Raw genomic sequence first — 20,555 nt, 5'->3', positions numbered from 1 at the left:
AGTTTGCCCTTAGCGGGCAGTGGTTTGCGGTTTGCCCCATTCGGCCAGCGCGATGCCTCCAATCACCAGGCTGAGCGCCAGCATGTGAAAGCCTTCCAGCTTTTCACCGACCACGGCGATCGACAGGATGGTGCCGAACACCGGCACAAGATTGATGAACAGGCCAGCCCGGTTGGCACCGATCATGTTGACCCCTGATATATAGAGTGTTTGTGACACCAGGGATGGCAGCAGGCCGCAAAACAGAATCAGTGCCCAGCCGGTGGCATCGGGCGCGATCAGGCTGCCATTGCTGGCTTCCCAGGCGACCAGCGGCAGCGAGGCCAGCGCCGCGCCGAAGGCAAGAGCGGCCATCAGTGTCTTCCAGTGCAGTTCCGGCTTCCAGCGCAGCGCCACGGTGAAAATCGCATAGCACAGCACGGCCAGCAGCATCAGCGTATCGCCGAAGTTTAGCCGTAGCGACAAAAGCGCCATCAGGTCGCCATGGCCTGCCGTCAGCGCCACGCCGATAAAGCTGATCACGAAGCCGGCAATCTGGATGGCGGAGGCGGCGATTCGAAAGAGCAGGAAGTTCAACAGGAAGATCAGCACGGGAATGCCACCCTGTTCGATGGCGCCATTGACGGCAGAGGTGTATTTCAGCGCCGAATAGAGAAAGCCGTTAAAGCCGGTATAGCCGATTGCACCGAGCGCCAGCAGCAGGGGGATATGACGGCGCACCACCGGCCAATCCGCCTTGATCTGACGGGAGGAAACCGCCAGCAGCAGCGTCAAGGCCAGCGACCAGCGACCAAGATTCAGTATCATCGGGCTGATATGGCCAACGGCCAGCTTACCCGCCACGGCATTGCCGCCCCAGAACAAGGTTGTCAGCACCAGATAGGCATAGGCTCTGATTTGCATCTGATCGTTCAACCTCTGCGCGTCGCCAATTTCGATGCATTGTGACTACTGCATAATTCCTGAAACCGGAATCGATTTCAGGAATTATGCAATCGTAAAATTGTGTTGCACCGTCATATGTCTCTGCCATGCAAAAAGCCGGATTAACGCGCATAAACGTGTCGCTTTCCGCAAAACAACACAGTATAGATGCGCGGGTTTGGGGACGCGCAGGCGCGAAAACGCGCTGCCTTGACTGGAAACCTGTTCAGGACGATCTGCTTCAGGGAAAACGGCGGCGCGCAGCAGACAGAACGTGTGACGGCTTACGGCTTTATCAACCGCCAGCGCTGTCGCGAGGCGAAGGTACGCTTGAGGCGTAAAGACAGGATTTTGAAATGACGAATGTCGTGGTGGTTGGCTCCCAATGGGGTGACGAAGGCAAAGGCAAGATCGTGGACTGGCTGTCCGAGCGCGCTGACGTGGTCGTGCGCTTCCAGGGTGGCCATAATGCCGGTCATACGCTGGTCATCGACGGCATTTCCTATAAATTATCGTTGCTGCCCTCGGGTGTTGTGCGCCCCGGCAAGATGGCGGTGATCGGCAATGGTGTCGTGGTCGATCCGCATGCGCTGATCGCCGAAATCGCCAAGCTGGCCGCCCAGGGCGTCACCGTAACACCTGATAATCTGCGCATTGCCGACAATGCGACGCTGATCCTGTCGCTTCACCGCGAACTGGATGGCATGCGCGAAGACGCAGCGTCCAATAGTGGCACCAAGATCGGCACCACGCGGCGCGGTATCGGCCCGGCCTACGAAGACAAGGTCGGCCGTCGTGCCATCCGGGTGATGGATCTGGCCGATCCTGAAGGTCTGGCCGAGAAAGTTGCCCGCATCCTGCCCCATCACAATGCGCTTCGCCGTGGTTTTGGTGCGCCCGAGGTCGAACATTCGACGATCATGGAAGAGCTGCTGTCGGTGGCCGACAAAGTTCTCCCCTTCCGCGAAACCGTCTGGTTGATGCTGGACAAGGAGCGCCGTCGTGGCGCCCGTATCCTGTTTGAAGGCGCGCAAGGCTCGCTGCTCGATATCGATCACGGCACTTATCCCTTCGTCACCTCGTCCAACACGGTCGCCGGCCAGGCAGCGGCAGGTTCCGGCATGGGGCCAGGCTCGCTTGGCTATATCCTTGGCATCACCAAGGCCTATACGACCCGCGTCGGCGAAGGCCCGTTCCCGACCGAGCTGACGGACGAGGTCGGCCAGTTTCTTGGGGAAAAAGGTCATGAATTCGGCACGGTCACCGGCCGTAAACGCCGTTGTGGCTGGTTCGATGCGGCGTTGGTGCGCCAGTCGGTGGCCACCAACGGCATTACCGGCATCGCCCTGACCAAGCTCGACGTTCTCGACGGATTGGACGAGCTGAAGATCTGCGTCGGCTACAAGCTGGATGGTGTGGAAATCGACCATCTACCGGCGGCACAGGCAGCCCAGGCGCGGGTCGAGCCGATTTACGTGACGCTGGAAGGCTGGAAGGAATCCACCGTCGGCGCGCGCAAATGGGCCGATCTTCCCGCCCAGGCGATCAAATATGTCCGCCAGGTGGAAGAGCTGATCGGTGCGCCGGTCGCGCTGTTGTCCACCAGCCCGGAACGCGACGACACCATACTTGTGACCGATCCATTTGAGGATTAAGGTTAGAGTTGAATTAATTTGTCTTGTCGGCCTGGGCCGGTGATCACGAGAAAGTACGGATGGCAGATTTCGTAGCAGTTATTCGGCGCGCCGTTGATGGCCTGTCGAACAATACCCCGGAAATGCGCGTAAAGGTGTATGAGAAGGCTCGTGGCGCAGTGATGCGGCAGCTGGACAATATGACACCCAAGCCGTCGGAAGACATGCTGCGCCGCCAGCTGGACAAGCTTGACGCCGCGATTGCCGAGGTCGAGGCAGATTATGCCGAGGCTCTTCCTGCCGTGGAAGAGGAGGCCTATGAACCGGCCCCGGTTTATGAACCGGCCCCAGCGCCAGCCTATGAACCTGAGCCGGAACACGTTTACCATGAACCGGAGCCTGTTGGCGAACCGGCGCATGAGCCCGAATATGTGCACCAGCCTGAACCTGTTCATGAGCCGGCTTATGTTCCTGAGCCTGCCCCAGCACCTGTCTATGAGCCGGAACCAGCGCCAGAGCCAGTGTATGAACCGGAGCCGGAGCCTTATAAGCCAGAACCGGCGCGTATTCCGGCTGCTGCCATTCCACCTGCTATTTGGGAGAGTGAAGAGCCTGTCCAGCCCGCAGCTTCTTTTTCGCCCGCTGTTCCCGCCGCAACCGTAAAGCCTTCGGCGCCACAGAAGCATTCGATGGATGAATGGCTGGAAAGCCATCTGGAGCCGACGCCAGCTCCGCTTGCACCTGTCCATTCCTTTGAAGCACAGTCTCAGTCGCGTCAGGAAGAAGCAGAAAAGCCCCCAGTCTACCCCGCTATTCCACCGGCACGCCAGCCGGTGTTCGATGAAGCCGAGGCGCTGGGCGCGTTCGACGCTTTCGTGCGCGACAACAAGCAGCCTGCGGGGCAGGGTGGCTCCTTCTCGCAAGCTGGTCATGAAGATCCGAAGGATCTTCTGGACTGGAGCGACAAGCATCAGAATACCAGCTTCGGCACGCCTGCCGGTCAGGCATCCGGAAACGATGAAAAGGCCGTTCGCAACGGAGCTTCCGCGAGCAAGGCAGGCGAAGATCCTGCCTGGTTCGATGATTTTGTCGCGGCACAGCCTGTGCCACCGGCGGCAGCTAAAAAGCAACAGCGCGCCGCCGCGCCTGACCGAAGCAATTCCTCTGAAGAGATGGCAGCCGTGCTGGCAAAGGCCAACAGGAAGGCTGGACTGCGCACCAAGAAATCCCGCCGGACTGCGCCTTACATCATCACAGGCGTGCTGATCCTGTTGATCTGCGGCGGTGGCTACTACGCCTATGCCCATCGTGACAATCTGCCGGGCGCCATTGCCGGTTTGAAGCAGACCGTGACAGGATTGTTTGCTTCAAAGGGTTCTTCGCCAGCGTCCGCACCGTCTTCGCAGACGGGCAGCGCGGATGCCGGAAAACCGGCGACCGTTCCAGCGTCAACCGGCGATGCCGGGGCCGCGGGGCAGAAATTTACCCAGAAGCTGATGCCTGACGGTACGGAAGTGGATGAGGGGGCCTCGAACGCTGCCGCCAATAGCGGCGAGGGCCGTTCGGTGGCCCAGCAGAATGGTGGGGCCAATCCGGCAGCGCCAGTGTCCGGCGGTGCGGCCAGTGCGCCAGCCACCACCACGCCTGTGCAGGGTGCGCCCTTTACCGTGCCGGAAAATGGCCAGAAGGCCTATCTCTACGAAGAACGTCTCGGTCAGACGACGCCGACCACCGTGCAGGGCTATATTGTCTGGGAAGCCCGGCATGAGACTGGCGACAGCGGCAAGCCGGAACCGGAAATCCAGGGCAAGCTGACGATCCCTGAGCGGGGGCTGACAGCGCTGATTACCTTCAAGCGCAATACCGACAGCTCGCTTCCCGCCAGCCACCTGATGGAAATCGTCTTTTCGGTGCCGCAGAACTTTGAGGGCGGCGGCATAGACAGCGTTCAGCGCGTTGCCATGAAGACAAGCGAGCAGGATCGCGGCGATCCGATCGTGGCGGTGCCTGCCAAGATCACCGACGATACGTTCATGATTGCCTTCAACGATTTTGCCGAAGTGGTGGCCCGCAATGTCGATCTGTTGCGCAGCCGTGACTGGATCGACATTCCCGTTACCTATCGCAACGGTCGCCGTGCGCTGATTACCCTCGACAAGGGCGCCGCTGGCAAGCCGATCTTCGACAGCGTCATCAAGGAATGGGCAGCACTCGGAAACAATCGCAGCGGCGGGTGATCCCTGTCGCAACACCCTGCACTCGACCTTGCGCCGAGCCGCTTCTGATCTGAGATTTAACCAGGGCATGTCAGCGTTTCGTGCAAACACTGACATGCCCTATTTTGTTTTATGAACTTCAAGTGGTCCAGACGCCCTACAGCGCCGTGCGCCATATATGGCGCACAAAGGTTCGCTGTAGCTCTTTATATCTGCTGCATAATTTTCTCTTTAAACCGATTCCGGTTTAAAAAATTATGCAGGAGAGCATCGGACCGATGCTCTACGTTTTTGTTTACGCATCGGATTCATCCGAAAACCGGTTCCCATTTTTCGGTCTGATGCTTTACCGCCTATGCTCCGGCAGTTCCGGCGCGACCTGCTTATGGTTGACGATGAACAGCAGCAGCGCCAGGGCAGCAATGCCACCATGGACGAAATAGGCGAGCGAATAGCCGCCTTCCTGCGTGAGCCAGCCAGCGACGACATTGCTGGATGACGCGCCGATGCCCTGGACGGTCATGACGGCGGCAAGGCCAACGTTAAAACGGCCAGAGCCGGACAAAATACGTTCCGCGGCAATCGGTGTGGCTATGCCGATCAGGCCAGCCCCGATGCCATCGAGGATCTGTACCGGGTAGATGGCGGCAAAGCTGGAAAAACTACCGGCGATCATGCCCCGGATCGGCAGAGCCATCAAAGCGATAAAAAACACCGACCGCAGTCCAAACCGGGCAATCATCCATGGGGCGGCGCAGGCGACGACGATCATCGCCAGTTGCGAGACGCCTGTCGTGATGGCGGTAGTCTTGAAAGGACTGTCGAGCTGGATGGAGAAATTCTGAGCGATCAACCGGCTGATCGGCGCATTGCCGAAATGGAAGATCATCAGGATCAGGGCGAGCACGATCAACCCACGACTATGCACCAGCATGGAATAACCCGAGGGCTGGGCTGCAGTGTTGTCCTCAGCCTCAGCCGATCTGTCCTTATGACTCAGCCCGCGGGCGACATCCTGGTCGATTTCCTGGGGCCGGATCGTCAGGACCGCTGCGATGGTGGCAAGGGCCGAAGCGATCATCAGCCAGACAACGCCGTTCTGGCCGAAATAGCTGGTGAGGACGAAAATACAGACCAGTGAAAACACATTGCCGGTGTGGTTCCAGACTTCATTGCGGGAGACCTGGTTGGAGAAGGCTCTCTCGCCGACCAGTCCCAGCGTCATCCCCATCAGGGCAGGGCCGATCACCGCGCCCACCAGGGCCGTTGCCGATTGTCCGCCGAACACCGCCAGATTGTCGGGGTTTGCCAGCGTCCACAGTGCGGCGGCTGTGACGAGTGTGACTGGCAGGATGATCAGGGTCCGCTTATAGGGGCTTGCATCGACAACCGCGCCAAACAGGGGCGTGACCACCATGCCGAGCACGCCGCCCATCGTGGCGATGATACCCAGTGTCATCGGCGACCATCCATGGGTTGCCAGAAAGCCATCGAGGAACGGGCCAAGCCCGTCACGGGCATCAGCAAGGAAGAAGTTGAGGATGGCAAGGGCAATGAGCGAGCGGCGGCTCGCGGAGACAATCTTGGACTGTGCGATCACGGGCGCGCTTTCGGAAAGGTTGAAAAATCAGCGGTTTAGCATCAAATAGGCATGGGCAGGCGCCTCGTTAATTTGCCAAATGCAAAATTGTTCCATGCCGCTTGCTCTTTGCGTATCCTGGACTAAATGGGAGATCTGATCTGACGCCGGTTCTCGGCGTCTGCCTGCCAGTCCTTTCCTTGGCCTTCCTTCCGGCCGCGTCTTTTTCGGATGTTTCATGACCGCAACTTACCTGACCTGGGCTGTTTGCGCCCTCTCCGTTCTGGGCGTTATCAGCCGGCCCTTTGGCTGGCCGGAGGCGATCTGGGCTGTGCTAGGTGCCATCGTGCTCCTGGGCCTGGGAGCAGTCGGCTTGGGGTTGATCGGCATCAACGATGCCTGGGCAGGCATTGCCAAGGGCTATGATGTCTATCTGTTCCTGATCGGCATGATGCTTCTATCGGAACTGGCGCGGCGTGAAGGTCTGTTCGATTGGCTGGCGGCGCTGGCCACGCAAAGGGCCAAGGGCTCGCCGCTCAGGCTGTTCGTGCTGCTGTATGGTGTCGGCGTTCTCGTCACGGCCTTTCTCTCCAACGACGCGACGGCAGTGGTACTGACGCCTGCGGTCTTTGCCGCCACCAAGGCGGCCAAGCTCAAGAATCCGATGCCTTATCTGCTGATCTGCGCCTTCATCGCCAATGCGGCAAGCTTTGTGCTGCCGATCTCCAATCCGGCCAATCTGGTGATTTTCGGCGGTGGGGAAATGCCGCCGCTCTCGACATGGCTTGCCACATTCGCGCTCCCTTCGCTGGTGGCCATCGTCGTCACCTTCGCCATGCTCTATTGGAGCCAGAGACGCGCCATCCGCGCCGAGGTGATGGATCAGCAGGTTGAGACACCGCATCTCTCCCACAGCGCCAAGCTGGCCGGCTGGGGACTGATCCTGACGGCTGTCGTGCTGATGGCGGCGTCGGCGCTGGGTTTGGACCTTGGCCTGCCAACCTTTATTGCCGGTGTACTCACCACTGTGCTGGTGCTGGCCTTGAGCGGGCAGGGACCGGCTGAGACGCTGAAGGGCATGTCCTGGAGCGTGTTGCCGCTGGTGGCGGGCCTGTTCGTGCTGGTCGAGGCGCTGGACAAGACCGGGCTGACGGTGCTGCTTGCCCGTTATTTGTCCGATGCTGCCGCAGCGGATGCCAAGGCAGCGGCCATGGGAGCAGGCCTGCTGGTCGGCTTCCTCTCCAACCTCGTCAACAATCTTCCAGCCGGTCTGGTGGCCGGTGCCACCGTGCAGGGCGCCCATGTCGGCAGCACTGTTTCCGGTGCTATGCTGATCGGGGTCGATCTTGGCCCCAATCTGTCGGTGACCGGTTCGCTTGCCACCATTCTCTGGCTGTCAGCGCTCAGGCGCGAAGGCCTGCATATGGGCGCGCTGGAATTTTTGAAAATCGGCGCTGTCGTGATGATCCCGGCGCTGGTTCTCTCGCTGCTGGCGCTGGTGGTGGTGGCCGGGTAGCTTTCAGCCAAGAAACCGCTTCTCGCCCATTTTGAACCACGCCCTGGCGATCTTTCCGTGCTCAATCTCGTAAAGGCAGAGCACGTCGATCTTGCCCTTGCCCTCTGGGAAATTGCGGGTGACGCATTCAATATCAGTGACCATATTGCCGGTGATGTGGCGGGCAATCAGCTTGCCATGCAGGTCCGGCTCTCGGAAGCGCTCGATGTGGCGGCTGCGGATCTCTGCCGCTCCATCCGCCAATAGAGTATCGGGAAAGGCATAGATCCGGCAGTCCGGTGCCCAATGCTGCATGAAACCGTCGATATCCTTGGCGTTATAGGCATCGAGTTGTTTTGCAACCGGTTCCAGAATGGACTGTTGCTTTGTCACGGCACAATTCTCCCGCGATGTGGAATGGACGAAGCCTCGCAGGGTTATTGCGAGGCCTGTAAAACATTGCGATTGTCGTGGCTGAACGTCAGGACTCGACGACCCGCAACGCCTTGGCCTGTTCCAGTGCGTCCTTCTGGACAGCATCCTGAACCTTTTCAAAGGCGCGCACTTCGATCTGGCGCACACGTTCGCGGCTGATGTCGAACTCCGATGACAGTTCTTCCAGCGTCACCGGCTCTTCGGCCAGGCGGCGGGCGGCGAAGATCCGGCGTTCGCGGTCATTCAGAACGTCCATGGCGCGCGACAGCATGTTGCGCCGGGTTTCCAGCTCGTCCTGCTCGATCAGCGTGTCTTCCTGGCTGTCATGATCGTCCACCAGCCAATCCTGCCACTGGCCGGATTCGCCTTCGCTGGCGCGGATCGGCGCATTCAGCGAGGCATCGCCCGACAGGCGACGGTTCATGGAAATCACTTCCTCCTCGCTGACCTTCAGCTTGGTGGCGATTTCCGTGACCTGGTGCGGCTTCAGGTCGCCTTCTTCGATGGCCTGGATCTTGCCCTTCAGGCGGCGCAGGTTGAAGAACAGCCGCTTTTGATTGGCGGTCGTGCCCATCTTCACCAGCGACCAGGAGCGCAGGATATATTCCTGGATCGAGGCCTTGATCCACCACATCGCATAGGTCGCAAGCCGGAAGCCGCGTTCGGGATCGAATTTCTTCACGGCCTGCATCAGGCCGACATTGCCCTCAGACACGACTTCGCCAATCGGCAGGCCGTAGCCGCGATAGCCCATGGCAATCTTCGCCACGAGGCGCAAATGGCTGGTGACAAGCCGGTGCGCAGCATCGCGGTCGCCATGCTCTGCATAGCGCTTGGCCAGCATATATTCCACCTGGGGTTCCAGCATCGGGAACTTGCGGATCTCATCCAGGTAACGGTTCAGTCCGCCTTCACCGGCAGTAATCGAAGGCAAGCTATTGCGGGCCATAAAGCACCCCCTTTATCCATGAGCTTCCCAATGCCAAACGGGCAAGCTCCAACATGCGGATTTCCTCATCCCGCACGAAATCCTATGTCACATAAGTGTGGCATGGCCGCGATTCAAGCGCACCACGCCGGTCACGATTGATTTACGAGCGGAATCGGAACAAATCCTCATCGGCATCCTTGCGACCGGCAATCCGGGCCGAGACAATCTCCGACGCAATGGTCGAAAACGTGATGCCATTGCCGCCAAATCCCATCACCACATGCACATGGCTGGTGCCGGGGACGCGGTCGATGATCGGCAGCCCATCCCGCGTCGTGCCGAACGGGGCAGACCAGCCATAGGCGATGTGGTCCATCTCAATCCCGGCGAGATCCTTCAGCTTTTGCCGGATCGTCTCGAATTTGCGCCGCGCCTTGACCGGGTCCTGATGGGCGAGCGGATCGTCCTCATCTTCGCCACCGGCGATGATCCGGCCATCAGATGTGGAGCGGAAATAGAGATAGGGTTCGGACGCTTCCCAGACGAGATGGTTGTCCAGCCAGTCCGGCCTTTGGGCGTTCGGCTCGGAGGCAATGGCCCAGGTGGAAATCACCTGATGCAGGGGGCTTTCCATCATCTTCAGATATTCATAGCCCGTGCAGGCGATAAGGTCTGTGGCACAGAGCAATGTACCGTCCGCTGTTGCCACCATCACCCCGTCGCGGGTTTCCCGGATCGCGGTAATCGCCAGCGGTGAGACGACTTCCACGCCGCCTTGCTGGGCAGCCTTTAGCAGGCCCGCCGTCATCTGGGCCGGATTGGCGCTGGCCGAGCAGGGGGAGAGGATGGCTCCCGTGCGCTCGATTCCGAATCTCTCCTTCACTTGCGCGCCGCTCAGATACTCGGCGTCCAATTGCGCTTCACGGCGCAGCTCCGTTTCAGCGGCGAGGGCACGGTGGCCCATCTCATCGCCCGCCAGGAAAAGGCTGCTGCGCTGCTGGAACTGGCAGGAAAGGCCAAGTTTGGCGACGCGCTCCCCCAGGCTATTAACAGAGGCTGCCGAGCGCCTCCAGGCACGCATCGCCTTCTTGGCCCCGATCGCTTTGGACAATTGCGACAGAGGAATATCGATTTCGTGCTGGATCATCGCCGTGCTGGCCAGCGTGCTGCCCCGGACGGGTTCACGCCGGTCCACCACCAAAATATGGCGGCCATCTGCTGCCAGCGCCTGCGCCATCAAAGCGCCGCTGATCCCGGCACCGATGATGATAACATCGTAATCGGTGCGCGCCGGGGTATCGCGGCTCTCAACCACAATATTCGGTGTCGCAGCCCAGAAGGACTTGCCATCGTGCAGATCGCGCGATGTTCCGACTGCTTGCTTGGTATCCATAATCGCCCTTGCCCCGTTTGCCTGTCCGGCGCGCAACGGCTGCGCAGCCATGTCGGACCTGCGCTAACGTTTAACGGGGCAAAGGGTTCATGCGATATCGCGTAGCGCCCGGATAATTGTTTCCATGTCGTCAGGGATGGCCGCTTCGAAGTGCATGACTTCGCCAGTGGTCGGGTGTTCGAACGCCAAGAGGTAGGCATGCAGCGCCTGGCGGTGGAAGTTAGTGACGATGGCCTTGGCCGCGTCTGGTAGCAGGTTGGCCTTGGTTTTGAAGGCGGCGCCATATTCGGGATCGCCAATCAGCGGATGGCCGATATGGGCCATGTGCACCCGGATCTGGTGGGTGCGGCCGGTTTCCAGCCGGCATTCCACCAGCGAGGCGAGGCAGGTGGCATCCGGCTTTTCGCCATAACGCTCCATCACCTGATAATGGGTGATGGCTTCGCGGGCGTCATCGGTATCCTCGCGCTTCACGGTGCGCTTGGTGCGGTCGCCAGCCCGGCCAAGGGCGGCGTCAATCGTGCCGCGCAGCCCACGCGGGCGGCCCCAGACAAGCGCTTGATAGGCCCGCTCCAGCGGGCCGCTGCGGCCATGGTCGGCAAACTGGTCGGCCAGGTGCCGGTGGGCGATGTCATTCTTGGCAACGACCATGACGCCGGAAGTTTCCTTATCCAGCCGGTGGACAATGCCGGGACGTTTCACCCCGCCAATGCCGGAGAGACTGTCGCCGCAATGGTGGATCAGCGCATTGACCAGCGTGCCGGTCCAGTTGCCAGCACCCGGATGCACCACCAGACCGGCGGGCTTTGACAGAACGATCAGGTCCTTGTCCTCGTAGAGCACGGTGAGCGGAATATCCTCGCCCTTGGGTTCGGGGTCTTCCGGCTCCGGCATGGCGATCACCAGCTGGTCGCCGGGCTTGATCTTGCGCTTCGGCTCGGTAACGGCTGTGCCATTGACGAAGACCGCACCCTGTTCGATCAGAGCCTTGACGCGGTTGCGAGACAGGTCACCGCCAAGGCTTGCTGCCAGCCAGGCATCCAGACGGCCTTCGGCGTCCTCACCGGCAATCAGCTCTTTCCTTGGCTCGCCTGCTTGTTTAAAGGGGTCTGTCATAGCGCATCCTGTCTTTCGGCCCTTGTGGCCGAGGCCCAATGGGCGGCAGAGCAGCTCCATCAGGGAAAGGTTTAAGTTTCATGAGCCAAGTCGAGACCGACGAACAGAAAGACAAGCCGCTCGATCCGGTGCTCGAAAAAGTTCGCCGCAAGATGGTGCGTTTGCAACTCGTCTCGGCGGCCATCATGTTTGTCAGCCTTATGGCGGTGTTGGCCGCCGTTGTCTACAAGGTCAAGAACAGCCCAACCCCGGAAAAGACGCAGGCCGGTGGCATTACCATCCCCTCCGATCAGCCCTTGACACTGGCTGCCCGCCTGCCCGCCGGTTTCAAAGTGACCTCCACAGCGCTGTCAGGCACGCAGATCCTGTTTTATGGGACCACAGCCGAAGGCCAGTCCAAGGCCTATGTGTTTGACCTGTCAGTGGGCCGGATGATCGCGGATGTCGCGATCACGCAATAGGCCGAGCATGGTCCAGTTCGTCACCATCACCGATCCGCAGGACCCGCGCATCGCTGCCTTTAGCAATATCCGCGAGCGCGACCTGACCGGGCGTGAGGGCCGGTTCATTGCAGAAGGCACGGTTGTGCTGCGTATGTTGCTGGCATCGCATCAAGCTGGGCGCGGCATTCGCGCCGAGGCCCTGCTGCTGTTGGAAAACCGGGTGGCGGGTCTCCAGCCGCTTCTTGACCAATGGCCGGACGATCTGCCGGTCTACGTGGCAAGCGCTGCCGTGCTGGATGCAATCGCTGGCTTTCACCTGCATCGTGGCGTGCTGGCGCTGGGCAGCCGGCTCACCGCGCCCGATGCCACGCAGCTGATTGCCAGCTTGCCGCAACGCGCCCTGGTTCTGGTCGGCTGCGGCATTTCCAATCATGACAATGTCGGCTCTATGTTTCGCAATGCCACCGGCTTCTGTGCCGATGCGGTGCTGCTGGATGAGACCAGTTGCGACCCGCTGTATCGTAAGGCGCTGCGGGTTTCGGTCGGCTCGGTGCTGACCATGCCCTATGCGCGCGAACACAGCGCCCTTGCGCTGTTGTCGGCGCTGGATACGGCGGGCTTTCTGGTGGCGGCGCTGACGCCCTCGGGGACCACTGAAATCGGCGATATCGCCGCCGGGCTTGGTGGCCGGCAAAGGCTGGCGCTGGTGGTGGGCACCGAAGGCGAGGGCCTGCCCGCTGACGTGCTTGCCCGGTTCATGACCGTGCGGATCGCCCAATCACCGCAACTCGACAGCCTCAACCTCGGCACCGCCAGCGGCATCGCCCTGCACAGCGCGGCGCGGGCGCTGGGAAAATTGGGGTAGGTGGCCCCTCATCTGGCTGCGCCATCCTGTTCTGCGAGGCGATAGGCTCAATCGTTCAGAAGATCCGGCGCTACCGCCTTGATCCGGTCCAGCAGCGGTTGCGGCGCATCGGCGCTGAGGACAGGGTGTGCCAGCAGGGCCGGAATCGGCGATGCTTCGCCTTCCTTGCGGGCGGTGAACACGATCATCCCGGCGGCAATTTCGGCGATTTGCGCGCGCAGGGCCGCGTCTTCCTCGACACCATCGCCAGCAAGCAGCCGGGAATTGAGCGCTTCGCTGCGCTGACGTAAGTCGTCCGCGAGCGTGTCGAGTGCTTCGGGCGAGGGGTGCTGCATGTCCGGGCGGCTTTCGCTCATTTGGCGACCTGTTGCACAGGGGTTTCGGTCTTTTGCTGGCGTTCCAGCCGCTCTTCCAGCCGCAGCACCTTGTCTTCCTCCTGGAGAAGCCGTTGCTCTGCCTTCTGGGCGCGGCTGGCGGCGGCCTTGGCCTCGTCGCGCAACGTCTCGCGTTCGGTGCGCAAATCCTGGAGGCGCAGTTGCAGGTCTTCTGTCTGGTGCTTGTGGCTAGCGGTTTCCCGATTGCGGGCGGCCAGGTCCGCCTCCAGGCGGGTCAGTTTGACGGTTAGCGCCTCGATGTCGAGATCGCGGCTGGCGACCATCGCTTCGTGGCGCTGTAGCGTGGCTTTCAGCTGTTCCAGCTGAGCCTGGTTCTGGCGCAGTTCGACGCGGAGCGTTCCGGCCTCGTTGCTCATGGTGTGGATCTGCTCCTTCAGAGCATCTTCTGCTCCGAGCGCACGGACCGCTTCCGCCTGGGCCTGATCGGCGGCGGCCTTGACGGAGACGAAATACTCCCGCTCGCGCCGGAGGTCATAGGACAGTTTCGCATTTTCGGCGGCATAAACGGCGCGGACCATGTCCTTCTGGGCGCGGACTTCTTCCGGGCCGAGAGGGGCGGTGGCCCGCAGACGCCGTTCTGTATAGGCAACGATGCGGCCATGGATGGCAGGGCTGATCAACGCCGCCAGAAGCGCTGCGGCGGCAAATCCCAATGCAAAGAGCAGGGCGTATTCGATCACGGCGGTGCCATATCCGTTAGAGCGGTTCCCAAAGTGTCAGATGACGGTCCAGATGCACATTCTGTAAACCAAAACCCTGCGCCATTCCATCTTAGCCTGTTGATGTTCGACAACGGCAAGGCAAAGACAGCAGTTGCGGGCGATGGACCGACTTGACATCAACCAAGCCGGTGGAGGTCAGAAGGGGTTCCAGGTGGAGGATTGAGTCAGCTTCAGATAGCCGACATTGACGCCAAGCCTTGCTCCGACGCCGGTGCGGATCGGGACCAGAACCATATTGTTGTTTTTCAGCGCCGTCATGCCGACGCCGGCCACCACATAGGCCGAGCCGCTGACGCCGCCATAGCGGCTGTAGAGGCTGCCAACGGCGGGCAGGTTATAGACCAGCATCATCGTGCGGCTGCCATTGCCACCGTAATCGATGCCGAGCGACGGCCCCTGCCAGAAGACGGGGTGCTGACCAGCATTTTTGGTATAGAGCGTGCCTTCGCCATAGGTGAGGCCGGCAATAAACGCGCCGGAGCCTTCCTGGCCGAGAATGTAGCCATTGGGTAGGCCGTATTGCCCGAACGCCTTCTCGATCACCTTGGCCAGCGCGCCGCTGGTCGAGCCGAAGAAGGAGTGGCCCGCATCGACCACTTCCTGCATGGTATATTGATCGCCCTGCGCCATTGCAGTCGCGGGCTGCGAAACAACACTTGCCGCAACCACGCCAGCCGTTACAATCCAGGTCCTGAACAGGTCCCGAATGATGGAAAAGCGCATCGCTTCCTCCTCGGATATGAATAGAATCGGCTCTGATGAGACCGGACTTCCATCTTGATGACTTCGTATTAACAATGGGTTTACCAAATATGGTGTCATTATGGCGTCGACATCATGCGGCTTGATGGGGCAGCTATGCCTCTCAGCCGATAACAGACTTTGCCGTCGAGGAGAATTCGATGCTCAAGAACGTGAACCTAACGCTGGCCGGACCTGATCTGGCGGCACTGCTGTGCAGCCGTGTCTGCCATGATGTCATTTCGCCGGTTGGTGCCATCAATAACGGGCTGGAACTGCTGGATGAAGGCGGGGCGGATGCCGATGCCATGGACCTGATTCGCACCAGCGCGCTGAATGCTTCGGTTCGGTTGAAATTTGCCCGGCTGGCGTTTGGCGCCTCCGGCTCGGTCGGCGCGTCGATCGATACCGGCGAGGCCGAGAAAGCCGTCAAGGATTTCGCCGCCGCCGAAAAGAAAACTGAAATCACCTGGAATGGCCCGCGCGCCATTATCGCCAAGAACCGGGTCAAACTGCTGATGAACCTGATGCTGGTGGCTTACGGCGCCATTCCACGCGGCGGCTCGCTGGATGTGACGCTGGAAAATCCGGAATATGACGCGAAATTTACCATCGTCGCCAAGGGCCGTATGCTGCGTGTGCCGCCGAAATTCGCCGAAATCTGCAATGGCCAGATGGAAGAAGCCGTCGATGCCCATTCCATCCAGCCCTATTACACCGTGTTGCTGGCCGACGAATCATCGATGGAGCTGAAATACAGCATCGGTGAAGGCGAAATTATCTTCACCGCCGAATCAGTTGCGGCCGGCTGATCACGCATAAAGATGCTCGACGGCGCCCGGTGTCTCAGGCTTCGGGCGCCGCTTTCCGTTTCCACCAGATACGGGTAATGTTTCCTTAGTATTCTGGATTTACCATAAAGATAGTGCAGATATCTCAAATCCATTGGGGGTTTGAAATATGGGCAAAGTCAGACCGCGGGATGCGGCGACAATGGGTAAAGACGCGGTGCACGGGGCGCGCCGCTTGCTCTTTTGGAAAATTGCTTAATCTTTTTGATGTTTAAGCAAGGTCCATGGGCATCGAAAGGGGATCGGCATGAAGAACCTGATCATTGCTGACTCGTCAGATATCGTTCGTAAGGTTGGCCGTAAAATTCTGTCCGAACTGGGTTTTGGAGTGACGGAAGCATCCACGGCGCGCGAGGCGATGCTGGCTTGCGAAACACAATTACCGCATGTGATCATCGTTGACTCGGGTCTGGAAGGCGCGCTTGGACTGATCACCAATATCCGGGCCATGCCGGAGGGCAAAACGGTGCGGATCTTCTATTGCGTCATCGAAGCCGACCTGAAACACATGATGCAAGGCAAACGGGCCGGAGCCAGCGATTTCCTGCTGAAGCCCTTCGACCGTAAAACACTGACCGAAGTGTTCAGTGACCGCGAAGCCGCCTGATCCCGAATCATTCCAGACATGGCGGATTTATCCGAAAATCGGTTGTTAACGTTCGGTCCGATTCTCTCAATGCATGGTCTGTCCCCATTGTCGCGGGTCACAGCAATCCATTTTCTTCAACGCAAAAAAGTCCCGGCAATGCAGGGACTTTTTTGAGATCATACGATCTCGCGCGGGAGTGGCACAGGTGGGGATTTACGGCGAGGCGTTACGAATAACGCCCCGTTGTAACGACAAACCGGTGTCAGGCCGTTTCCATATATTCGGCACTGTCGGGTTCGCGCAGCACATAGCCACGGCCCCAGACGGTTTCGATATAGTTTGCACCACCGGCGGCATTGGCCAGCTTCTTGCGAAGCTTGCAGATGAACACGTCGATGATTTTCAGTTCCGGCTCGTCCATGCCACCATAGAGATGGTTAAGGAACATTTCCTTGGTCAGCGTGGTACCCTTGCGGAGCGAAAGCAGCTCCAGCATCTGGTATTCCTTGCCGGTCAGGTGAACGCGCTGGCCACCAACTTCGACGGTTTTGGCGTCGAGATTGACGATCAGTTCGCCGGTGATGATGATCGACTGGGCATGGCCCTTGGAACGACGAACGATCGCATGGATGCGGGCAACAAGCTCGTCCTTGTGGAACGGCTTTGTCATGTAATCGTCAGCGCCGAAGCCGAGACCGCGAACCTTGTCCTCGATGCCGGCCATGCCGGACAAGATGAGGATCGGTGTCTTGACCTTGGACAGGCGAAGCGTTCTCAAAACCTCGTAACCCGACATGTCGGGAAGATTGAGGTCCAGCAGGATGATGTCGTAGTCGTATAGTTTCCCGAGGTCGACGCCTTCCTCACCGAGATCGGTGGTGTAGACGTTAAAACTTTCGGACTTGAGCATCAGTTCGATGCTCTGCGCTGTGGCGCTGTCGTCTTCGATGAGTAGAACCCGCATAATTATCCCCTTTACCGCCGCCGAAAGGTCTGAATGGCCCACTACGCGATACGGATCCAGTCGTTGCCTGATTTGAAGGCTGCCACCAAATGGTTAACAAATTCTGATTCACTCTGGCAAGGTGTAACGAATTTATTAAGCATAATGCCTAGCCTCCTGATTCATATGTTATTTTCTCATCGCCACAGATGAATCGAAAAGGGAAGAAAACCCCTTAAGCGATTCAATTGACTCATCATTGTCATTGTCCTGCATTTTGGACCCGGGCATTTACCGACCTTTAAAAGATCTCCCTTATCATTAACGATGCCCGTAAACGAAAGGTTACCAAAGGTAGTTTTTTGTTAACGCCGTGAGATTTTTTCGCGGTGATTCGTTTAAATGTCAGCGGGCGATGTCAAAACAGAGTGACGGCGGGATGTCTCGCATCACGGGAGTATTGCGTATGAAGTCGCGTGACAGCCTAGTTCGCCTGAAGGCATTTCAGGTTACCGAGAAGCGTCGGCAGCTGCAACAATTGCAGTTAATGATGTCTGAATTTGAACGTATGGCCAAGGAACTGGAGAATCAGATTTCTCTGGAAGAAAAAAAAGCGGGCATCACGGATGCTTCGCATTTCGCCTATCCGACTTTTGCAAAGGCCGCCCGCCAGCGTGCCGATAACCTGCAGGATTCGATTCGCGAGCTGAAGGTTCAGCAAGATGCCGCGGAACTGTCACTGGAACTGGCCGAGGCTGAACATGCCAAGGCAGCTGCGTTGGAAGAGCGCGACAGCCAGCAGCGGGCTCGCGCTTAACGGCGAAGATCCTGATCGTAGATGACAAAGGCAGGCAGGGAATGGGACCTGCTCGATGATGGTTTCATTGCCTGGCCGTTCACATGGAATGGAACGGCCTTTTCATCCGCGACCATATGATATTTATTTTTTCAGTTATTTGCCCGATTAAGGATGCCCACGGCGGCATCATGCAAAAAACCTTCGCTCGCCCGCTGCGATAATCAGCGTTTTGCATCGGAGTTCCCCACACGGTCCACGGTTCGGTCCAATATCCGGACCGATCCCCTATGAAACCGACATCTGTGATAGGTGAGGGGACAGCAGTTTCCCGTGAAAACCATTCACATCCCAATGTCCTGTGGTGACGGGGAAGGCGTCTGGATTAACCGAAGGCTGAAGAAGCTTAAGGGAGTTGCCTGGGGCAAATTCGGCGGGCGTCGAATTCGAAAAATTAAATCTCTCACGAAAATCGACGGGACGTCGTGTCGGTCAGATGCTTGGCTTTGTCACGGAGGCGTAACACGTCCGATCGCAGAGGCACTTTGCCCAGGATATACGCCGTAGCCCCGCTGGCCTTATTCAATGCGATATTTAAAATCGGTATTGTCGTGCTTTTGCAAATATCTCAAATACCCTGAGGCATCTGAGATATTTGCAATTCCCTCAAGGCGGGATTGGCAAGGCGAGGGTGTGGTCGACCTCTTCGAGCCTTCGTCTTCAGGCCCGGCCCCAATCCCAGGCCCTGTCTGGTGTTAATGACGGTATTGCTGGATACGGGTCGTTCTCAAACCCTGCAAACCATGGTCATTGATGGAGGCCTGCCATGACAGGAATTCCTCCACGGTCAGCGTGTAGCGTTCGCACGCTTCTTCAAGGCTCAACAGGCCACCGCGCACGGCAGCCACAACCTCCGCCTTGCGGCGGATGACCCAGCGACGGGTGTTTGCTGGCGGCAGGTCGGCAATTGTCAACGGACTGCCGTCAGGGCCGATAACATATTTAACTCGCGGGCGTATCGTTTCGGTCATTGGACTCTCTAATACAAACTCAAGACCACAGACCAGAAATCTAACGCCGCACCTTTAAAAATTACCTAAGCACCGGGTAACAATTTGATAAGAATTTTAGGGACTTGGCCAAGACTGCTGATGTCACGTAGAAACGGCGTTTTCGGATGAAGACGACACTCTGACAAGCCGCTATCAAGTTTGAAATCACCAATTTTATGTATATATATCGTTTATCGCAAAATTTATTGCCGTTAAGCTGTCTATCCTAATTGGTTTCTACTCAAGAAAATTTGCGTAAAGTTTGATCCTGGTGAAATCCCAGGGTTTGAATTTAATAATTCGTGATCGTCCGAGCGTTCTGACTTGACAGCTTTTGGCTTTTGGCTCGATGCAGTGCGAATCAATGGCACCAAGAGGGCGCTTTAACGGACTTGGCCGCTGGGCGGCGCGTCGCGACCTTGCGTTTTTTCGAGACAAATTTGTCGAATATGGAAAGAATTTGCAGTTCCTCTCACTGCAGGCGGTGATTTTACCGAATAATTCCGGCCAGATCAGGTGAGGTCCTTCTCTTTAAAAGCCTTTGCCGCAGGTCAGTTCGGAATGGATCGTGCCGAGGATGATCTTGATATCGAGCCAGAACGAAAAATTATCCACATAAAACAGATCGGCGGCGATGCGGGCGCGGGCTTTGGCGGCGGAACCGGTTGGTCCACGCAGGCCGCGCATCTGGGCAAGGCCGGTGAGACCCGGCTTAACCTGATGACGGTGATGATAGTCCGCGACCAGATCCTCATAGGGCATGCCAGCGGCCAACATGCCGATCGCGTGGCAGCGCGGCCCGACCAGCGACATGTCGCCTTTCAACACATTCAGTAATTGCGGGAGTTCGTCGATATTGGTGCGCCGCAGGACCGCACCGACCACTGTAATCCGGGGATCGTTTTCGGTGGTTTGCCGCACGCCGCTATCGTCACATTCCGCAGTATACATGGTGCGGAATTTGTAGATGCGGATTTTTTGCTGGTCGCGGCCCCAGCGCATTTGCCGAAACAGGACCGGGCCAGGGGAGGTGAGCTTGATCAGCGCGGCGACCGACAGCAGAAACGGCAGCAAGATCGTCAATGCGCTGATCGAGATCAGGATGTCGAGGCTTCGTTTTGCAATCAGATGAATCCGATTTCTTGAAAACCGTGTCCGTCGTCGGTTGATGCGACGTGCCTGAAGGCCTTGCTGTGCATGCGGTACACCCATTCCAGCCTCGTCCCTCCTGGAGCAGCCGAGCCGATTATACCGGTGTCAACTAACTCCAGATTCTTGGTTGCGTGCAGATGCGAGCCGAGTGTATTTCCTCCGCTTTCGCACCGCCATTTGTTCCCGACTAAAGTTCTTGTGGCTTATGTAGTCCCAAATAGGGCGCTCGTCATGAACAAACTTAACGAATGGTTAACCTTCTGAAGTAAATGTTTCTTCTTGG

Annotated in this window: 20 protein-coding genes; 8 read left to right on the top strand and 12 right to left on the bottom strand. The window is 58.5% G+C overall.

The genetic code is table 11. The features are described from left to right. Positions 1–9: 9 nt before the first annotated feature. Positions 10–903, bottom strand: coding sequence for a DMT family transporter (locus tag FS819_RS11810; RefSeq protein ID WP_156546933.1), 894 nt, complete (start codon positions 901–903; stop codon positions 10–12). Between the two features lie 377 nt (positions 904–1,280). Here FS819_RS11810 and FS819_RS11805 point away from each other — a divergent pair, with 377 nt between their 5' ends. Both FS819_RS11805 and FS819_RS11800 read left to right on the top strand, forming a co-directional pair. Next, positions 1,281–2,579: an adenylosuccinate synthase gene (locus FS819_RS11805; protein ID WP_156546931.1), complete on the top strand. Its 1,299-nt coding sequence runs from the start codon at positions 1,281–1,283 to the stop codon at positions 2,577–2,579. Between the two features lie 59 nt (positions 2,580–2,638). Continuing rightward, a complete protein-coding gene (locus FS819_RS11800) occupies positions 2,639–4,795 on the top strand; it encodes a hypothetical protein (RefSeq protein ID WP_156546929.1) in 2,157 nt (718 codons plus the stop codon). A 325-nt stretch (positions 4,796–5,120) separates the two neighbouring features. On the opposite strand, the gene FS819_RS11795 is transcribed toward FS819_RS11800, so the two are convergent. Then, the gene (locus FS819_RS11795) at positions 5,121–6,374 is read right to left on the bottom strand and encodes an MFS transporter (RefSeq protein ID WP_234624518.1); all 1,254 of its coding nucleotides are present in this window, start codon (positions 6,372–6,374) and stop codon (positions 5,121–5,123) included. 217 nt (positions 6,375–6,591) lie between these two features. Here FS819_RS11795 and FS819_RS11790 point away from each other — a divergent pair, with 217 nt between their 5' ends. Continuing rightward, positions 6,592–7,869, top strand: coding sequence for an arsenic transporter (locus FS819_RS11790; RefSeq protein WP_156546927.1), 1,278 nt, complete (start codon positions 6,592–6,594; stop codon positions 7,867–7,869). Between the two features lie 3 nt (positions 7,870–7,872). Here the strand turns inward: FS819_RS11790 and FS819_RS11785 are convergent, their stop codons facing one another. From FS819_RS11785 to FS819_RS11770, 4 genes are all read right to left on the bottom strand, one after another. Then, positions 7,873–8,241, bottom strand: a complete 369-nt coding sequence (locus tag FS819_RS11785; RefSeq protein WP_234624519.1) for a nuclear transport factor 2 family protein — start codon at positions 8,239–8,241, stop codon at positions 7,873–7,875. Between the two features lie 88 nt (positions 8,242–8,329). Next, the gene (gene rpoH, locus FS819_RS11780; protein WP_156546924.1) at positions 8,330–9,232 is read right to left on the bottom strand and encodes an RNA polymerase sigma factor RpoH; all 903 of its coding nucleotides are present in this window, start codon (positions 9,230–9,232) and stop codon (positions 8,330–8,332) included. Positions 9,233–9,374: 142 nt separating this feature from the next. Further along, positions 9,375–10,658, bottom strand: coding sequence for an NAD(P)/FAD-dependent oxidoreductase (locus tag FS819_RS11775; protein ID WP_156546922.1), 1,284 nt, complete (start codon positions 10,656–10,658; stop codon positions 9,375–9,377). 36 nt (positions 10,659–10,694) lie between these two features. Continuing rightward, entirely contained in the window at positions 10,695–11,723 is a 1,029-nt protein-coding gene (locus FS819_RS11770; protein WP_156546919.1) for an RluA family pseudouridine synthase, read from the bottom strand. A gap of 80 nt (positions 11,724–11,803) precedes the next feature. On the opposite strand from FS819_RS11770, the gene FS819_RS11765 reads away from it, so the two are divergent. Both FS819_RS11765 and FS819_RS11760 read left to right on the top strand, forming a co-directional pair. Next, on the top strand, positions 11,804–12,184 hold the full coding sequence (locus FS819_RS11765; RefSeq protein ID WP_156546917.1) for a hypothetical protein: 381 nt from the start codon (positions 11,804–11,806) through the stop codon (positions 12,182–12,184). A 7-nt stretch (positions 12,185–12,191) separates the two neighbouring features. After that, positions 12,192–13,031 (top strand): TrmH family RNA methyltransferase, encoded by an 840-nt coding sequence (locus FS819_RS11760; protein WP_156546915.1) that lies wholly within the window; start codon positions 12,192–12,194, stop codon positions 13,029–13,031. Positions 13,032–13,078: 47 nt separating this feature from the next. Here FS819_RS11760 and FS819_RS11755 read toward each other — a convergent pair whose 3' ends face one another. From FS819_RS11755 to FS819_RS11745, 3 genes are all read right to left on the bottom strand, one after another. After that, complete coding sequence (locus tag FS819_RS11755) at positions 13,079–13,387, bottom strand: hypothetical protein (RefSeq protein WP_156546914.1); 309 nt, start codon at positions 13,385–13,387, stop codon at positions 13,079–13,081. Beyond that, on the bottom strand, positions 13,384–14,106 hold the full coding sequence (locus FS819_RS11750; protein ID WP_156546912.1) for a hypothetical protein: 723 nt from the start codon (positions 14,104–14,106) through the stop codon (positions 13,384–13,386). Before FS819_RS11750 ends, FS819_RS11755 begins: the two co-directional genes overlap by 4 nt. 177 nt (positions 14,107–14,283) lie before the next feature. Beyond that, complete coding sequence (locus FS819_RS11745; RefSeq protein WP_060718157.1) at positions 14,284–14,871, bottom strand: DUF1134 domain-containing protein; 588 nt, start codon at positions 14,869–14,871, stop codon at positions 14,284–14,286. Between the two features lie 179 nt (positions 14,872–15,050). On the opposite strand from FS819_RS11745, the gene chpT reads away from it, so the two are divergent. Together chpT and FS819_RS11735 are read left to right on the top strand one after the other, a co-directional pair. Next, positions 15,051–15,701, top strand: coding sequence for a histidine phosphotransferase ChpT (chpT, locus tag FS819_RS11740; RefSeq protein ID WP_070166585.1), 651 nt, complete (start codon positions 15,051–15,053; stop codon positions 15,699–15,701). Positions 15,702–15,987: 286 nt separating this feature from the next. Further along, complete coding sequence (locus FS819_RS11735; protein WP_156546911.1) at positions 15,988–16,347, top strand: response regulator; 360 nt, start codon at positions 15,988–15,990, stop codon at positions 16,345–16,347. A gap of 244 nt (positions 16,348–16,591) precedes the next feature. On the opposite strand, the gene ctrA is transcribed toward FS819_RS11735, so the two are convergent. Beyond that, positions 16,592–17,293 (bottom strand): response regulator transcription factor CtrA, encoded by a 702-nt coding sequence (gene ctrA / locus FS819_RS11730; RefSeq protein ID WP_015916946.1) that lies wholly within the window; start codon positions 17,291–17,293, stop codon positions 16,592–16,594. Positions 17,294–17,738: 445 nt separating this feature from the next. Between ctrA and FS819_RS11725 the strand changes: the two genes are divergently transcribed. Then, the gene (locus tag FS819_RS11725) at positions 17,739–18,089 is read left to right on the top strand and encodes a hypothetical protein (protein ID WP_015916945.1); all 351 of its coding nucleotides are present in this window, start codon (positions 17,739–17,741) and stop codon (positions 18,087–18,089) included. Positions 18,090–18,823: 734 nt separating this feature from the next. Here the strand turns inward: FS819_RS11725 and sciP are convergent. Both sciP and FS819_RS11715 read right to left on the bottom strand, forming a co-directional pair. Next, on the bottom strand, positions 18,824–19,099 hold the full coding sequence (sciP, locus tag FS819_RS11720) for a CtrA inhibitor SciP (protein ID WP_015916944.1): 276 nt from the start codon (positions 19,097–19,099) through the stop codon (positions 18,824–18,826). Positions 19,100–19,651: 552 nt separating this feature from the next. Continuing rightward, positions 19,652–20,332 carry a sugar transferase gene (locus FS819_RS11715; RefSeq protein WP_156546909.1) on the bottom strand — a complete coding sequence of 227 codons (681 nt, stop codon included), beginning with the start codon at positions 20,330–20,332 and terminating at the stop codon, positions 19,652–19,654. Between the last annotated feature and the right edge of the window lie 223 nt (positions 20,333–20,555).

This window comes from Allorhizobium sp. Av2 (assembly GCF_021462805.2).
GTDB lineage: Bacteria > Pseudomonadota > Alphaproteobacteria > Rhizobiales > Rhizobiaceae > Allorhizobium > Allorhizobium vitis_G.
The sequence above is the reverse complement of the archived record's forward strand: the minus strand, read 5'-3'. Positions and strand labels throughout refer to the sequence as shown.

What these genes read in the sequence shown, in the direction of transcription:
- FS819_RS11770 (WP_156546919.1), bottom strand. Translation starts at nt 11,723, where the DNA reads ATGACAGACCCCTTTAAACAAGCAGGCGAGCCAAGGAAAGAGCTGATT.
- FS819_RS11760 (WP_156546915.1), top strand. Translation starts at nt 12,192, where the DNA reads ATGGTCCAGTTCGTCACCATCACCGATCCGCAGGACCCGCGCATCGCT.
- FS819_RS11805 (WP_156546931.1), top strand. Translation starts at nt 1,281, where the DNA reads ATGACGAATGTCGTGGTGGTTGGCTCCCAATGGGGTGACGAAGGCAAA.
- FS819_RS11715 (WP_156546909.1), bottom strand. Translation starts at nt 20,332, where the DNA reads ATGGGTGTACCGCATGCACAGCAAGGCCTTCAGGCACGTCGCATCAAC.
- rpoH (WP_156546924.1), bottom strand. Translation starts at nt 9,232, where the DNA reads ATGGCCCGCAATAGCTTGCCTTCGATTACTGCCGGTGAAGGCGGACTG.
- FS819_RS11800 (WP_156546929.1), top strand. Translation starts at nt 2,639, where the DNA reads ATGGCAGATTTCGTAGCAGTTATTCGGCGCGCCGTTGATGGCCTGTCG.
- FS819_RS11765 (WP_156546917.1), top strand. Translation starts at nt 11,804, where the DNA reads ATGAGCCAAGTCGAGACCGACGAACAGAAAGACAAGCCGCTCGATCCG.
- FS819_RS11725 (WP_015916945.1), top strand. Translation starts at nt 17,739, where the DNA reads ATGAAGTCGCGTGACAGCCTAGTTCGCCTGAAGGCATTTCAGGTTACC.
- FS819_RS11775 (WP_156546922.1), bottom strand. Translation starts at nt 10,658, where the DNA reads ATGGCTGCGCAGCCGTTGCGCGCCGGACAGGCAAACGGGGCAAGGGCG.
- FS819_RS11755 (WP_156546914.1), bottom strand. Translation starts at nt 13,387, where the DNA reads ATGAGCGAAAGCCGCCCGGACATGCAGCACCCCTCGCCCGAAGCACTC.
- FS819_RS11745 (WP_060718157.1), bottom strand. Translation starts at nt 14,871, where the DNA reads ATGCGCTTTTCCATCATTCGGGACCTGTTCAGGACCTGGATTGTAACG.
- ctrA (WP_015916946.1), bottom strand. Translation starts at nt 17,293, where the DNA reads ATGCGGGTTCTACTCATCGAAGACGACAGCGCCACAGCGCAGAGCATC.
- FS819_RS11790 (WP_156546927.1), top strand. Translation starts at nt 6,592, where the DNA reads ATGACCGCAACTTACCTGACCTGGGCTGTTTGCGCCCTCTCCGTTCTG.
- chpT (WP_070166585.1), top strand. Translation starts at nt 15,051, where the DNA reads ATGCTCAAGAACGTGAACCTAACGCTGGCCGGACCTGATCTGGCGGCA.
- FS819_RS11810 (WP_156546933.1), bottom strand. Translation starts at nt 903, where the DNA reads ATGCAAATCAGAGCCTATGCCTATCTGGTGCTGACAACCTTGTTCTGG.
- FS819_RS11735 (WP_156546911.1), top strand. Translation starts at nt 15,988, where the DNA reads ATGAAGAACCTGATCATTGCTGACTCGTCAGATATCGTTCGTAAGGTT.
- sciP (WP_015916944.1), bottom strand. Translation starts at nt 19,099, where the DNA reads ATGACCGAAACGATACGCCCGCGAGTTAAATATGTTATCGGCCCTGAC.